The following is a 14,165-nucleotide window of genomic DNA, read 5'->3' as shown; positions in this document are numbered from 1 at the left end:
CTAAATCAGGCGTTGCCCGGCTCAGCTTCAGCGGCTTCAGCAGCTTCAGCCAGCTCAGTCTCGGAAACGCTCGGCAAACGCACGGGGCGGCTTGGCACCACAGTGGAGATAGCGTGCTTGTAGACCATCTGGCTGACAGTATTTTTCAGCAAAATCACGAACTGGTCGAAAGACTCGATCTGACCTTGTAGCTTGATACCGTTGACTAGGTAGATGGAAACCGGGACGCGTTCCTTACGCAGGGTATTCAGGTAAGGGTCTTGTAGCGAATGCCCTTTTGACATGTGTAGCACTCCTTTGAAAAATCAATAATTAATAGTTTTAGTGAGATAAGAAATGGCTTCAGGCCGCCATACCCCCAAGGATAGACGGCCAATGGCAAGGTCTCAGGTCAATATGGAGGCCGCTGCCAGGTATTTCAAGGCACGCGGCAAATTGTCACAAGCCAGACTATCCAGCCAGTGCAAATCGGCCCAACTGCGCAACCAGGTAAACTGTCTTTTGGCCAACTGACGCGTGGCGATAATGCCGCGCTCGCGCATCTGCGCCTCGCTCAGATTACCTTCCAGAAAATCCCACACCTGGCGATAACCCACCGCCCGTATAGACGGCAACCCCGGATGCAGGTCACTTCTCTGACGCAGGCGTTCGACCTCGCCGACAAAGCCCTGTTCCAACATCACCTGAAATCGTTGCGCAATTCGCACATGCAACACCTGGCGCTGCGCCGGAGCGATGGCCAAGTGCGCGACAGTATAGGGGAATTGTCCCGCACCGGCGGCGCCCATGACATGATTTTGCTCAGCCTGGCGCTGGCGGTGTGTGGTCATGCTCAACCCGCTGACGCGGTAGACCTCCAACGCCCTAACCAGCCGTTGCGGATCATTGGGATGGATGCGCGCCGCGGACTCCGGGTCCACCGCCTGCAGCTCACGATGCAGGGCATCCCAGCCTTCGGCCTGGGCGCGCGCTTCCAACTCGGCACGCACCTGCGGGTCGGCGCCAGGCATATCGGCCAACCCTTCGAGCAACGCCTTGTAATACAGCATGGTACCGCCGACCAGCAGCGGGATGCGCCCTCGCCCACTGATCTCGGCCATCGCCGCCAAGGCGTCGGCACGAAATTCAGCCGCCGAGTAGCTTTCGGCCGGGTCGCGAATGTCGATCAGGCGATGGGGGAATTCGGCAAGAATGGCTTTGTCGGGCTTGGCGGTGCCGATGTCCATGCCGCGATAGATCAAGGCCGAATCGACACTGATCAGCTCGCACGGCAGCACCCGCGCCAGCTCGAGGGCCAGATCGGTCTTGCCGGCGGCGGTAGGCCCCATCAGGAAAATTGCCGGAGGCAGGCGCTCGGACATCGTCAATACTTCTCGGTGTGGCGCGAGCGCCAATCGCCCGCAGCCTGGTCAGCGACCACGCAGGAACAGCTTATCCAAGTCGTCCATGCCTAACTGCGTCCAGGTCGGTCGGCCATGGTTGCATTGACCGCTGCGCTCGGTGTGCTCCATGTCGCGTAGCAGGGCGTTCATTTCCGGCAGGCTCAGGCGTCGATTGGCACGCACCGAACCATGACAAGCCATGGTGCCCAGCAGTTCGTTGAGGTGCGCCTGAATCCGGTCACTGGTGCCGTACTCGAGCAGATCGGACAACACATCCGCCACCAATCGATTGGCCTCGGCCTGCTTGAGCAGCGCGGGAATCTGCCGGATAGCCAGGTTTTCCGGCCCCAGGCGTTGCAACTCGAAGCCCAGACGCTGGAACCAGGTCGCATGCTCCTCGGCGCAATCCGCCTCACGCTGGCTGACGGCAAGCGATTCGGGCACCAGCAATGGCTGCCCGCGCAAGCCTTCGCTGGCCATGGCGACCTTCAGCCGCTCATAGGTGATCCGCTCGTGCGCCGCATGCATGTCGACCAGCACCAGACCCTGCACGTTCTCGGCGAGGATATACACACCCTTGAGCTGGGCAATCGCATAACCGAGCGGCGGCACATCGCCCTGCCCCTCGGGCAGGCTCGCCGGCGTCGCGCTTAGCGGCGCGAAAAACTCTCGGTAGGCGCCCTGCGCCTCGGCAGCCGGTACTCCGGCCTGCGCCCGCGGCCCCTGATAACCGGCCCCCGGCGAGCGCCAGATCGACTCGCTCCGCGTCGGCTCGAGCAAACTGGCCGCCAGGCCGATCTCGCCCTGGGCACCGAACTCGCCGGCCGCCTGCCCGGTCGGCGCCAGCATGCCGGCCACCGCTGCCGGTGCCGCCAACTGATCTTCCGGGCGCACATCGCCCAGGGCGCGATGCAGGGTGCCGTAAAGAAAATCATGGACCATGCGCCCGTCGCGAAAGCGCACTTCGTGCTTGGTCGGGTGCACGTTGACATCGACCACCGAAGGGTCGATTTCCAGGAACAGGACAAAGGCCGGATGACGACCATTGAACAGCACGTCGCGATAGGCCTGGCGCACCGCATGGGCGACCAGCTTGTCGCGCACCGTGCGCCCGTTGACGTAGAAATACTGCAGGTCCGCCTGGCTGCGCGAGAAGGTCGGCAAGCCGACCCAGCCCCACAGTCGCAAGCCATTGCGCTCGACCTCGATGGGCAGCGCCTGTTCGAGAAAGGCCGCGCCACAGACCGATGCCACGCGGCGCGCACGACTGACATCGTCATGCGCCTCGTGTAGCCCTAGCACGGTCTTACCGTTATGGCGCAAGTGGAAAGCCACATCGAAACGTGCCAGCGCCATGCGCTTGATGACTTCCTGCAGGTGATCGAATTCGGTCTTCTCGGTCTTGAGAAACTTGCGCCGCGCCGGGGTATTGAAGAACAGGTCGCGCACTTCCACCGAGGTGCCGACCGGGTGCGCGGCTGGCTGCACGCGCGGCTGCATGTCGCGGCCTTCGGTTTCCACCTGCCAGGCCTGCTCGGCGTCCGCCGTGCGCGAAGTCAGAGTCAGGCGCGCGACAGAGCTGATCGAGGCCAGCGCCTCGCCACGAAAGCCCAGGCTCATCACCTGTTCGAGGTCTTCGAGCTCACGAATCTTGCTGGTGGCATGCCGGGCCAACGCCAACGGCAGATCGTCCGGAGCGATGCCACCCCCGTCGTCACGCACCCGCAGCAGCTTGACCCCACCTTGCTCGATATCCACATCGATGCGGCGGGCGCCGGAGTCCAGACTGTTCTCGAGCAGCTCCTTGATCACCGAAGCGGGCCGTTCGACCACCTCGCCGGCGGCGATCTGGTTGGCCAACCGCGGACTCAGCAACTGGATACGTGCGTCACCACTCATGGTTGAGCCGCCAGCGCAGTGCTGGGAATCTGCAGGGTCTGACCGACCTTGATCACGTCAGACTTCAGCGAATTGGCATTGCGCAGGGCGCCCAGGCTGACCTGATAACGCAGCGCGATCAACGCCAGGCTCTCACCGGAGCTGACCACATGCTCGCGCGGTCCCTGGACGATTTTGCCGTTATCGCGTTGCCAGGCGACGTAGCTGCCGGGCGGTGGATTCTGCTGAAAGAACTGCCGCACGCCGGTGACGATAGAACGTGCCAGCGCCTGCTGGTGGCCGGAACTGGCCAGTTTGCGCGCCTCATTAGGATTGGAGATAAACCCGGTCTCGACCAGGATCGACGGCATATCCGGCGACTTGAGTACCATGAAACCCGCCTGCTCGACCCGGCGCTTATGCAGCGGGGTGATCCGCCCCATATTGCTCAGCACCTTGTTGCCGACATTCAGGCTGGACGACAGCGAAGCGGTCATCGACAGATCCAGCAACACCCCGGCCAGCATGCGGTCCTTATCGTCCAGACTGACATTGCCGGCACCGCCAATCAGGTCCGACTGATTCTCCGAGTCGGCCAGCCAGCGCGCCGTCTCCGAGGTGGCGCCGCGATCCGACAGGGCATACACCGACGCGCCAAAGGCCGCCGCCCGCGGCGCCGCATCGGCATGAATCGAAACGAACAGATCCGCGCCCTTCTTGCGCGCAATGTCGGTGCGCTTGCGCAATGGGATGAAGTAGTCGCCGGTACGCACCAGCTCACCGCGGAAGCCTTTCTCGGCATTGACCTGGCGGAGCAACTCCTTGGCAATCGCCAGGGTCACTTGCTTCTCGAACAGGCCCTTGATCGGTGACAGCGCGCCAGGGTCTTCACCACCGTGACCGGCATCGATGGCGATGACGATATCGCGCTTGCCACTGGGTAGCGGCGTCCACTTGGGCGGTGCCTGGGTCGGCGTTACCGGCAACTGCGGCGCACTGGCAACCTGCGTCACGGGCAGGCTGGGGGCAGCACCCGACTCCTGATCGAACAGATCAACCACCAGGCGATGGCCATATTGCTGGTTGGGCGCCAGGACGAAACTCTTCGGCGTGACCTGCGCCGACAAATCGATCACCACCCGCAGGTCCTCGGGCGTGCGCTGCGCCGAACGCATGCCGGTAATCGGTGTATTGCTCAACGCCAGGTTATCGAACTGGGTCGCGAGTTTGGCGCCGCTAACATCGATGACGATACGGTTCGGCGCCGTGAGGGTAAAGACACTGTGCTGCACCGGACCGGACAGGTCGAACACCAGACGTGTGTTGTCCGGCGCACGCCACAGCCTTACGCTGCGCACATCCGAAGCGGCAAAAACCTCGACAGCCAGCGCCGCCAGTACCACTCCAACCGCGATGAAACGCGCGCCTATGCGCATACCCAACCCCATTTTTTTTTGATCATGCCCCGGCGGCCAAAGTGGCACGCCAGGTGTCGCCGCGCTCGCCTTGCACCTGCAGATGCAGGGAACGGCCGGGCGCTTGCGCGGTAATGGTAATATCCATATCGGCCTTTGGCAAAACGCCTGCTCCGCGCTCTGGCCACTCGACCAGGCACAAGGCATCGCCCTCGAAGTAGTCGCGCACCCCCAGGTACTCCAATTCCTCGGGGTCGACCAGGCGATACAGATCGAAATGGAACACGCGAACCGCGTCGATTTCGTAAGGCTCGACCAGAGTAAAGGTCGGACTCTTCACCGCCCCGATATGACCCAGACCGCGAATGATCCCGCGCGACAGGGTGGTTTTGCCAGCGCCCAGATCGCCATGCAGATAGATCACCCCACGCCCGCCAGTCACCTGAGCGATACGCGCGCCCAGGCTCAACATCGCCGCTTCATCGGCGGCATACAGCTCTAATTCGGTCAAGCTGACTGCTCCTGCAACAATTGACGAATGGTGGCGCACAGGTCACTCGCCGCCAACCCACAGCCCTGCTCGGCCAGATGCTCGCCGGCACTTGCATGCAGCCAGACTGCCAGACTGGCCGCCGCCAGCGCCGGCAAGCCCTGCGCCAGCAACGCGCCAATCAGGCCCGCCAGTACATCGCCCAAACCGGCGCCGGCCATTACCGGGTGACCGCGATCACAGAGCAACAGCTGCCCGCCAGGATCTGCCAACAGCGTGCCCGCGCCCTTGAGCACACACACCGCCTGATAGCGCCGGGCCAGGGCTCGCGCCGCGGCCGGGCGATCGGCCTGCACGGCGGTGGCACTGATGCCCAGCAAGCGCGCGGCTTCGCCCGGATGCGGGGTAATCACCCCACCAGCCGGCATCTTGACCGCAGCCGCGGCCAGCAGGTTCAGGGCATCGGCATCCCACACCTGTGGCGCGCTGGTGATCGCCGCCAGCGACAACAGGCTGCGACCCCAGGCACCCTGTCCCAGGCCCGGCCCGACCACCCAGACACTGGCCGAAGCGCCCAACGCCCGAAGCTGATTGGCCGAGGCCACGGCGAAGCCCATCACCTCGGGGATGCGCGCCTGCGCCGCGGCCAGATGTTCGCCACGCGTCGCCAGGGATACCATTCCGGCGCCAGCGCGCAAAGCGCTCTGCGCGGCGAGCAAGGCCGCGCCGGCAAAGCCGCGGTCACCGCCGACCACCAGCACATGGCCCAACTGGCCCTTGTGCACGCTGCGCGGCCGCGCCAGCAAGCGCGGCAGAGTCGCCCCGGCCAGGCGTTGCGCCACGCACGCCTGCGCAGCGACCAGTGCCGGATCGGCCTGCAGGTCATCGAATACCAGTTCGCCGACCCAATCGAGCGCCTCACCGGTGAACAGCCCCAGTTTCAGCCCGACCAGGCTCACCGTCAGCTGCGCACGCACAGCCACGCCCAGTACCTGACCGCTGTCGGCGCACAGGCCCGAGGGAATATCCACCGCCAGTACCGGCAGGCCACTGGCGTTGAGCAGGCGGATCGCCTGGGCATAGGGTTCGCGCACCGCGCCGTTCAGGCCAGTGCCGAGCAGCGCATCGAGCACCACGCCATTCAGCGCGGCGCACTCGCTCCAGGGCTGGATAGTCACGCCAGCGGCCTGCGCCTCATCACGCGCCAAGGCGGCAGCGCCCTGCAACTGCGCCGGATCGCCCACCGCTAGCAGTTGCACGCGCCAGCCGGCACGCAGCGCCAGAGCGGCCACCAGGTAACCGTCACCGGCATTGTTGCCGCAGCCGGCCAGCACCGTCAGCGCCCCGACGTCCGGCCAACGGCGGCGCAGCGCCCGCCAGATGGCATGGGCGGCGCGGCTCATCAGCTCGAAACCGGGGGTACCGGCAGCGATCAGGCGGGCATCCAGCTCGCGCACCTGGGCGGCGCTATATAGAGCGCAGGGAAGATTGTCTGGCGATTGCGGCATGCGTCGGCTCCGATGTCTGGCAGAATTATACCTACCTCCGCTCCGGTTACCCGCCCCATATGACAACTGCCGCACTCGACCTCATCGCCCTCGCCCAATCGATCAAGGACTGGGGCCGCGAGCTGGGCTTTCAACAGGTCGGCATCGCCGGGCTGGAGCTGGGTGAACACGAGGCGCACCTGCAACGCTGGCTAGACGCCGGCTACCAGGGCGAGATGGACTATATGGCCGCCCACGGCAGCAAACGCTCGCATCCTGACCAACTGGTGCCCGGCACCTTGCGGGTGGTCTCGCTGCGCATGGATTACCTGCCCGGCGACACACAAATGGCCCAGCGCCTGGGCGAGCCGGAGAAAGCCTATGTCTCGCGCTACGCCCTGGGCCGCGATTACCACAAGCTGATCCGCAAACGCCTGCAGCAACTGGCCGAGCGCATCCAGCAACAGGTCGGCCCATTCGGTTACCGCGCCTTCGTCGACAGCGCACCGGTACTGGAGAAAGCCATCGCCGAACAGGCCGGACTCGGCTGGATCGGCAAGAACACCCTGGTGCTCAACCGCAGCGCCGGCAGCTACTTCTTCCTTGGCGAGCTGTTCGTCGACCTGCCCCTGCCGGTCGATGCACCGCACGCCACAGAACATTGCGGGCGCTGCACTGCGTGCCTGGACATCTGCCCGACCGCCGCTTTTGTCGGCCCTTACGTGCTGGATGCACGGCGCTGCATCTCCTACCTGACCATCGAACTGAAAGGCTCGATCCCCGAGGAACTGCGCGCACCGATCGGCAACCGCGTGTTCGGCTGCGACGACTGCCAGCTGGTCTGCCCGTGGAACCGCTTCGCCCGCCCCACCGAGCAGGGCGACTTCCAGCCACGCCATCAACTGGACAACGCCGAGTTGGCCGCACTGTTCCGCTGGAGCGAAGAAGAATTTCTCAGCCGTACCGAAGGCTCGCCGTTGCGCCGTGCCGGCTACGAGCGCTGGCTACGCAACCTGGCGGTAGGCCTGGGCAATGCACCGTCGAGCATCCCGGTGCTTGAGGCGCTGCAGGCCCGCCGCGAACACCCCTCGGCGCTGGTGCGCGAGCATGTCGAGTGGGCGCTGGCACGCCACGCCGAGCGGGGCGCACCCTAGCAGGTCGTTGAAAAACTACCTGCGTTGGCAATACTGCGTTAAAAACGGCCTCGAAATGCTCATTTACAGCAGTAAACTGCGCTTTTTCGGCCGTTTTTGCCTTGTCTTGCCTGCCTCGCCTACGTTTTTTCAACGGCCTGCTAAAGCCAAGGCTCAAGCCTTGATGAAATGCTCGCGGTAGTACTGGAGTTCGGCGATGGACTCGCGAATATCGTCAAGCGCCTGGTGGCTGGCTTTTTTCTGGAAGCCTTCCTTGAGCTGCGGCGCCCAGCGCTCGGCGAGGATCTTCAGGGTCGAAACATCCAGATAACGGTAGTGGAAATAGGCTTCAAGATCCGGCATGTAGCGATAGAGGAAACGCCGATCCTGACCGATGCTGTTACCGCAGATCGGCGACTGGCCCTTGGCCACCCACTGCTCGAGAAAGGCAATGGTCTGTGCCTCGGCCTCGGCCTGGCTGATCGTGCTCTCACGCACGCGTTTGACCAGGCCACTTTCGCCATGGGTGCGGGTGTTCCATTCATCCATGCCGGCAAGCGCCTCGTCACTCTGATGCACCGCAATCACCGGGCCTTCGGCCAGGATGTTGAGGTCGCTATCGGTAATGATCGTGGCCATTTCGATGATCATGTCCTTTTCTGGGTCGAGCCCGGTCATTTCCAGGTCGATCCAGATCAGATTCTGCGGGTTCTGCATGCTGTACTCCTCGGCTGATACCGGCAGTTTAGCGAATAAACCCGCACGGGAGCCTGCCGACTTGCCCTCGCCACGATCAGTCAGCTGCGAGCAACACCCGGCATCCGCCATAACAGCAGGCGCGAGCGGCGCCAGTCATGCAGCTCGACTTGCTGATCGGCCGGCACTCCAGGCACCTCGAAGCTGTTGCTGACCAGCCAGGCACCGACGGCCATTTGCGCCACTGCCTTGGTCCATAGCGCCGCCATCGGCGCGGGCGAGAGAAAGCAATAGACCACATCGAATTCCGCCAACTCGGTCCGCCAGAGATTTTCGTAGCGAATCCGGCAGTTGTTCTGCGGCAATGCGCGCAGCCAGGCGATGGCAAACGACAAGGGCGCGGTCTCCACCCCGACAAACTGCGCCTGGGGAAAGCGCCGCGCCAGCCAGAGCAAGGTTCCCGCCGGGCCGCAACCGAGATCGGCGAAGCGGAAATCGACCGCTTGCCGGACGAGCAATTCGGCCAACTGCTGACGACTGCGCGCCCCGGTCAGATACAGCGGCACCCGCTCGCCGACGCTATTCCAGTTGCACAGCAACAGCAGCAGGAAGCCGGCCAGAAACACCCAGGACGGCAGCGCCGCACCGCTGAGCAGAATCAGCGCCGGGGCAAACCCCAGGTTCAGCCACCACCACCAAGACGACAAACCGAACCAGCGACCGACACTCGCCGCCAGCAAGCCCAGGATCAAACCGGCGGCCACGCTGCTGGGGCGCCAGTTTGAGAACTGCACCGCCAGAACGATCACCCCGCCCACCACCAGCGCCGCGCATAGCTGCGCCAGCAACGCCAGCAGGGCCGGATAGCGTCCGGCCACTCGAGCAATCATCGGTACGCGCGCAACCATTTATCGCCTCTACTTATCGCTGCTACGTGCCAATCGCCACGGCGCTGCAGTCTAACCCGCAACGCTGCAGCGCGAGTCTGCATGTGCCGCGTGCTAGACTCGCTGGCGGATTTCACCGCAAGTCAACCTCGGAACTTTCATGGCCAAACGCCAACTCAACCGCCGGCAAAGCTGGCGTATCGACAAAATTCAGGGCGAACGAGCCTCCCGCGCCGCCAAGCGCGAGTCGCAGGCCGTGCAAACCCTGGAAGGCGGCGACCTCGGGCCGGAACAGCTCGGCCTGGTCATCGCCCACTTTGGCGTACAGGTCGAAGTCGAAGCCGAGGACGGCGAACTGGCCGGCCAGGTGTTTCGCTGCCACCTGCGCGCCAACCTGCCGGCCATGGTCACCGGCGATCGCGTGGTCTGGCGTGCTGGCAATCAAGGCATCGGCGTCATCGTTGCGCAATTGCCACGCAAAACCGAACTGTGCCGCCCGGATACCCGCGGCCAGCTGAAGCCGGTGGCGGCCAACGTCGACCTGATCGTGATCGTCTTCGCACCGCTACCCGAGCCCCACGCCAACCTGATCGACCGCTATCTGGTGGCCGCCGAACACGCCGGCATTCGCCCCTTGCTGCTGCTGAACAAGGCCGACCTGATCGACGAGCAGAACGCCGTGGCGCTGAACGTCCTGCTCGGCGTGTATCGCCAGCTCGGCTACCCAGTACTGGAAGTCTCGGCCCATCAGGGTGACGGCATGGAGCAGCTCAAGCAGCAGCTCGACGGCCACGTCAGCGTCTTCGTCGGCCAGTCCGGGGTTGGCAAGTCATCGCTGGTCAACAGCCTGCTGCCAGGCGTGGACACCCGGGTCGGACCGCTGTCGGAACTGACCGGCAAGGGCACCCACACCACCACCACCGCACGCCTGTTCCACTTCCCCGGCGGCGGCGAGCTGGTCGACTCGCCCGGTATTCGCGAGTTCGGCCTGGTGCATGTCAGCCGCGCGGATGTCGAAGCGGGGTTCATCGAGTTCAACGAGCTGATCGGCCAGTGCCGCTTTCGCGACTGCAAGCATGACCGCGAGCCTGGCTGCGCCCTGCTCAAGGCCTTGGAAGACGGTCGCGTCCAGCCACAACGGATGGCCAGCTATCGGCATATCCTGGCCAGCCTGCCCGACGCGGATTACTGAAACGACCAGGCCGCGATTACTCGCGGCCTGGTGCGTACATGCAGCAATTTATTCGCTCGGCTGATCGAACTGCAACACCCCGTCCTCGAAAATATTCAAGCGCTCACGCAACTCATCCGGCCCAGCCGGATCCGGGATGAGCGGCGGCGGCAACTCAGGTAGCGCGGCGCCGCCAGGCACTGCAGGCACTGCATCGACGGCGCCATCCTGCTCGCCTTCGATAGCGCGCTGAGCCTTTTTCGTCAACACGACGATATCGATACGCCGATTGACCGGATTCAATGGATCGTCCCGGTCGAACAACGCCGACGACGCATAACCCACTACCCGAGCCACCTGCACCTCGTCGTAGCCGCCAGCGATCAAGGCGCGGCGAGCGGCATTGGCCCGATTCGCGGAGAGTTCCCAATTGCCGAACTCGCCAGCGCCGGCAAACGGCTTGGCATCGGTATGGCCGCTGATGCTGATCTTGTTCGGTACCGCCCTGATGGTGTCGGCCAGGGCCAGCAGGATGTCTTCGAACTGCGGCTGCAGGCGCGCACTGCCGCTATCGAACATCGGCCGGTTTTCGGCGTCCATGATTTGGATGCGCAAGCCATCTTGGGTGATCTCGAAGAGAATCTGATCCTTGAAGCGCTGCAGTTGCGGATTCTCCTCGACCTTGCTCTGCAGCTCCTGCAGCAGCAACTCGAGGCGTTCGCGCTCCAGCTCGTCGGCCATTCCTTCGGCCAGCGTAGGGTCGACCTGCGCCGGTTCGATCTCGACCTCCTCGCCCTCGGTTTGATCATCGACCTGCTGGTTGAGCGTGCGGTCCGGTGCCGGAGTGGGCGAACCACCGAGATCGATCACGAAGGGACTGGCGCTTTCGGAAAAGCCGATCGGATCTTTGAAGTAACCGGAAATCAATTTCTTCTGTTCAGGGGTAGCCACGGACATCAGCCACATCACCATGAAAAACGCCATCATCGCCGTGGCGAAGTCGGCGAAGGCAATCTTCCAGGCACCACCATGGTGGCCAGCGGCAACCTTCTTGACCCGCTTAACGATGATCGGCTGATTGTTGTCCATTTTCCGTTAGCTTCCGCGCATCGCCTGCTCAAGCTCGGCAAAACTCGGGCGATGGGCCGGGTAGAGCACCTTGCGCGAGAATTCGACGGCCAACGACGGCGGCATGCCGGATGCCGACGCGACCAAACCAGCCTTTATGGCCTCGTAGACATTGAGTTCTTCCTTGGCGTCATGCTCCAGGGCACCCGACAAGGGTCCGAAGAAGCCGTAGGACGCCAGAATACCCAGGAAGGTGCCCACCAGCGCAGTACCCACCTTCTCGCCGATCTGAGCGTTATCCGCTTCGGCGAGAATCGACATGGTAATCACGATGCCCAGCACCGCGGCGACGATCCCCATGGCAGGCATGGCGTCGGCAACCTTGGCCACGGCATGCGCGGGATGCTCCAGTTCTTCCTTGAGGCTGGCGATCTCCATATCGAACAAGCCTTCCAGCTCATGCGGCGCCATATTGCCGGAGGACATGATGCGTAGGTAATCGCAGATATAGGCCATCATCCGCTCGTCTTTGAGGATGGCTGGATACTTGCCGAATATCGGACTGGCCGACGGCTCCTCGATATCGGCCTCGATCGCCATCATCCCCTCGCGGCGGCTCTTGTTGAGGATTTCGTAGATCAGTTTCAGCACCTCGAGATAGTAGGCGTGACTGAAACGCGAGCTGAACATGCTCAAGGATTTCTTGAACACCTGCATGAACATGCTGCCCGGGTTGGCCTGCAGAAAAGCCCCCAGCGCGGCGCCGCCGATGATCATTACTTCAAAAGGATGGACCAGCGCCATGAACTGGCCGCCGGACAGAATAAAACCGCCGAGCACGCTAGCAATTACAACGATGATGCCAATGATTTTTGCCATAAAAAGGAAACTTGCGCGGCCTGTGATGAGGGTTATGCAAAACAACCCTTCTATTTATCGGAACTTATGCGCGAGACTATAGCCAGTCAAGTCTAAAAGCCAGCATGGCTAAGCACCGATGCCCACCTCAAAGCCCCTACCGCGCACCCTCAAAGACTGGCTCGAACAGCTGGACAAGCACTTGTTGCCGGTGCCTGTCGATCACCACCTGAATGTCTGTCGTGCTTTGTCCGACAGCCGTCGCTCGCTGCGTGAAATAGCCGAATTGATGCAGGCCAGCCCAGCCTTGGCATTAAGTGTTCTACGCGAGGCCAATCGGCAGGCTGGCAGCTTCAGCGCCCCCTCCGAAAGCCTGGAAAGCGCGCTCAGCCGACTGGGCTTGCAGCGCACCCTGGAGCTGGTGAAACGCCAACCCGCTTGCCCCCTCGACGAAATCCCCCTGGCGCTACGGCAGATTCAACTGATCAGCCGGCACGCGGCGCAGCAAGCCGGCGGCTTGTTCAGTGGCCGACTGGCGCGGCTCTGGCAGGAGATCCACTGGGGCAGCCTATTATTTCTCGCACCCATCTGGTCGCTACTGACGGCCCATCCCGAACTATTCGAGCAATGGGAGCAGCGCGTACTGGTCCAAGCTGAGCCGGCAGCCAAGGTCGCGCAGGATCTTCTCGGCGTTCCCTTGCTGTCCCTGTGCCTGGCATTGGCCGAGCGCTGGCGCCTGCCCGACTGGGTGATCCAAGGCTACCGCCTGCTGATCGCAGATCGCCGTCAACTGGTCAAGGCGCTGCACATCGCGCGCGACAATCAGCACCCCCTGCACCAGCAGCAAATGCTCGACGCCGATACACCTCTACGGCGCTGGCTGACCCAGCCAGCCAACAGCATCCTGCTGGCCAACGGCCTGGCGCTGTCGGCCCACCACGCCTGGAATAGCCCCCACAGCCTGCGCTGGCAACATCTGACCGGGCTCTATCTGCAACTGCCGCTGAGCGATGTGCAGCAACAGATTCACCAGCACGCGGCGCAGAGTGCACGCCAGCAAGCCACGGCCGATCTCTGGCATCCTGCCCAAGCCCTACTCTGGCCCTGGGATGCGCGGCGCTTGCAAGGCAAAGCCATCACCCCTGCGGCGACGGCAACGCCGGCAACACCTACAGACAATGGATGGCGCCAACATTGCGCGCAATTGCTTGCGCAACCGAGTGCATTCCACAACCTCGAGCAGCTCACCAGCGGCGCCACTCAAGCCCTGCAGGCCTGCGGTATGTCGCGGGTATTACTGCTCCTGGCCGACCCCAGCCACAGCCGCCTGCGAGCCCAGCAACAGACCGGCCTGGACAAGTTGGCAAACACCCTGGTCATCGACCCACAGCAGAGTCAGGTGCTGCGGCGCCTGCTCAAGGCACCGGCACAGCTGCGCCTGACGCCGGCCAATATCGCGCAATTCTCGGCCCTGCTGCCAGGCTCGCTGAAAGCGCTATTTCCCAGCGAGCACCTGCTGATCCGCTCACTGGCCAGCAACGACCGTGGGGTAATGGTCATCGTCGCCGACCAGGCCGGCGCCGTGCTCAGCGATGCCAGCGTGCAAGTCTTCGGTAAAACCGCGCAATGTATTCAACGCGCCCTGGACAGTTTCGCCAACCGTGAGCGTTAGCCTTTCCGTTACAATCCGCCCCTTTCCC

13 protein-coding genes are annotated in these 14,165 nt (G+C 63.3%); 3 read left to right on the top strand and 10 right to left on the bottom strand.

Going from position 1 to position 14,165, the window contains the following annotated elements:
* Nucleotides 1–5 precede the first annotated feature (5 nt).
* The 6 genes from hfq to VCJ09_RS03610 all read right to left on the bottom strand — a co-directional run bounded on the left by hfq (nt 6) and on the right by VCJ09_RS03610 (nt 6,673).
* Nucleotides 6–284, bottom strand: coding sequence for an RNA chaperone Hfq (gene hfq / locus VCJ09_RS03635; RefSeq protein WP_079204708.1), 279 nt, complete (start codon nt 282–284; stop codon nt 6–8).
* A 102-nt stretch (nt 285–386) separates the two neighbouring features.
* On the bottom strand, nt 387–1,361 hold the full coding sequence (gene miaA / locus VCJ09_RS03630; protein ID WP_324733172.1) for a tRNA (adenosine(37)-N6)-dimethylallyltransferase MiaA: 975 nt from the start codon (nt 1,359–1,361) through the stop codon (nt 387–389).
* Nucleotides 1,362–1,409: 48 nt separating this feature from the next.
* A complete protein-coding gene (mutL, locus tag VCJ09_RS03625) occupies nt 1,410–3,281 on the bottom strand; it encodes a DNA mismatch repair endonuclease MutL (RefSeq protein ID WP_324733171.1) in 1,872 nt (623 codons plus the stop codon).
* Nucleotides 3,278–4,708 carry an N-acetylmuramoyl-L-alanine amidase gene (locus tag VCJ09_RS03620; protein WP_324733170.1) on the bottom strand — a complete coding sequence of 477 codons (1,431 nt, stop codon included), beginning with the start codon at nt 4,706–4,708 and terminating at the stop codon, nt 3,278–3,280. Before VCJ09_RS03620 ends, mutL begins: the two co-directional genes overlap by 4 nt.
* Nucleotides 4,709–4,718: 10 nt before the next feature.
* Nucleotides 4,719–5,186, bottom strand: a complete 468-nt coding sequence (tsaE, locus tag VCJ09_RS03615; RefSeq protein ID WP_324733169.1) for a tRNA (adenosine(37)-N6)-threonylcarbamoyltransferase complex ATPase subunit type 1 TsaE — start codon at nt 5,184–5,186, stop codon at nt 4,719–4,721.
* Nucleotides 5,183–6,673 (bottom strand): NAD(P)H-hydrate dehydratase, encoded by a 1,491-nt coding sequence (locus VCJ09_RS03610; protein WP_324733168.1) that lies wholly within the window; start codon nt 6,671–6,673, stop codon nt 5,183–5,185. Before VCJ09_RS03610 ends, tsaE begins: the two co-directional genes overlap by 4 nt.
* Before the next feature lie 59 nt (nt 6,674–6,732).
* Here VCJ09_RS03610 and queG point away from each other — a divergent pair, with 59 nt between their 5' ends.
* Nucleotides 6,733–7,806 carry a tRNA epoxyqueuosine(34) reductase QueG gene (gene queG / locus VCJ09_RS03605; RefSeq protein WP_324733167.1) on the top strand — a complete coding sequence of 358 codons (1,074 nt, stop codon included), beginning with the start codon at nt 6,733–6,735 and terminating at the stop codon, nt 7,804–7,806.
* Nucleotides 7,807–7,959: 153 nt separating this feature from the next.
* Here queG and orn read toward each other — a convergent pair whose 3' ends face one another.
* The gene (gene orn, locus VCJ09_RS03600) at nt 7,960–8,502 is read right to left on the bottom strand and encodes an oligoribonuclease (protein WP_324733166.1); all 543 of its coding nucleotides are present in this window, start codon (nt 8,500–8,502) and stop codon (nt 7,960–7,962) included.
* Nucleotides 8,503–8,582: 80 nt separating this feature from the next.
* Nucleotides 8,583–9,389: a class I SAM-dependent methyltransferase gene (locus tag VCJ09_RS03595; protein WP_324733165.1), complete on the bottom strand. Its 807-nt coding sequence runs from the start codon at nt 9,387–9,389 to the stop codon at nt 8,583–8,585.
* Between the two features lie 139 nt (nt 9,390–9,528).
* Here VCJ09_RS03595 and rsgA point away from each other — a divergent pair, with 139 nt between their 5' ends.
* A complete protein-coding gene (gene rsgA / locus VCJ09_RS03590; protein ID WP_079204700.1) occupies nt 9,529–10,560 on the top strand; it encodes a small ribosomal subunit biogenesis GTPase RsgA in 1,032 nt (343 codons plus the stop codon).
* A gap of 48 nt (nt 10,561–10,608) precedes the next feature.
* Here the strand turns inward: rsgA and motB are convergent, their stop codons facing one another.
* Nucleotides 10,609–11,628 carry a flagellar motor protein MotB gene (motB, locus tag VCJ09_RS03585; RefSeq protein WP_324733164.1) on the bottom strand — a complete coding sequence of 340 codons (1,020 nt, stop codon included), beginning with the start codon at nt 11,626–11,628 and terminating at the stop codon, nt 10,609–10,611.
* A 6-nt stretch (nt 11,629–11,634) separates the two neighbouring features.
* The gene (motA, locus tag VCJ09_RS03580; RefSeq protein ID WP_324733163.1) at nt 11,635–12,486 is read right to left on the bottom strand and encodes a flagellar motor stator protein MotA; all 852 of its coding nucleotides are present in this window, start codon (nt 12,484–12,486) and stop codon (nt 11,635–11,637) included.
* Between the two features lie 118 nt (nt 12,487–12,604).
* Here motA and VCJ09_RS03575 point away from each other — a divergent pair, with 118 nt between their 5' ends.
* Nucleotides 12,605–14,137, top strand: a complete 1,533-nt coding sequence (locus VCJ09_RS03575) for an HDOD domain-containing protein (protein ID WP_324733162.1) — start codon at nt 12,605–12,607, stop codon at nt 14,135–14,137.
* Nucleotides 14,138–14,165 lie beyond the last annotated feature (28 nt).

Source organism: Pseudomonas paeninsulae, from assembly GCF_035621475.1.
Lineage (GTDB): Bacteria > Pseudomonadota > Gammaproteobacteria > Pseudomonadales > Pseudomonadaceae > Aquipseudomonas > Aquipseudomonas paeninsulae.
The sequence above is the reverse complement of the archived record's forward strand: the minus strand, read 5'-3'. Positions and strand labels throughout refer to the sequence as shown.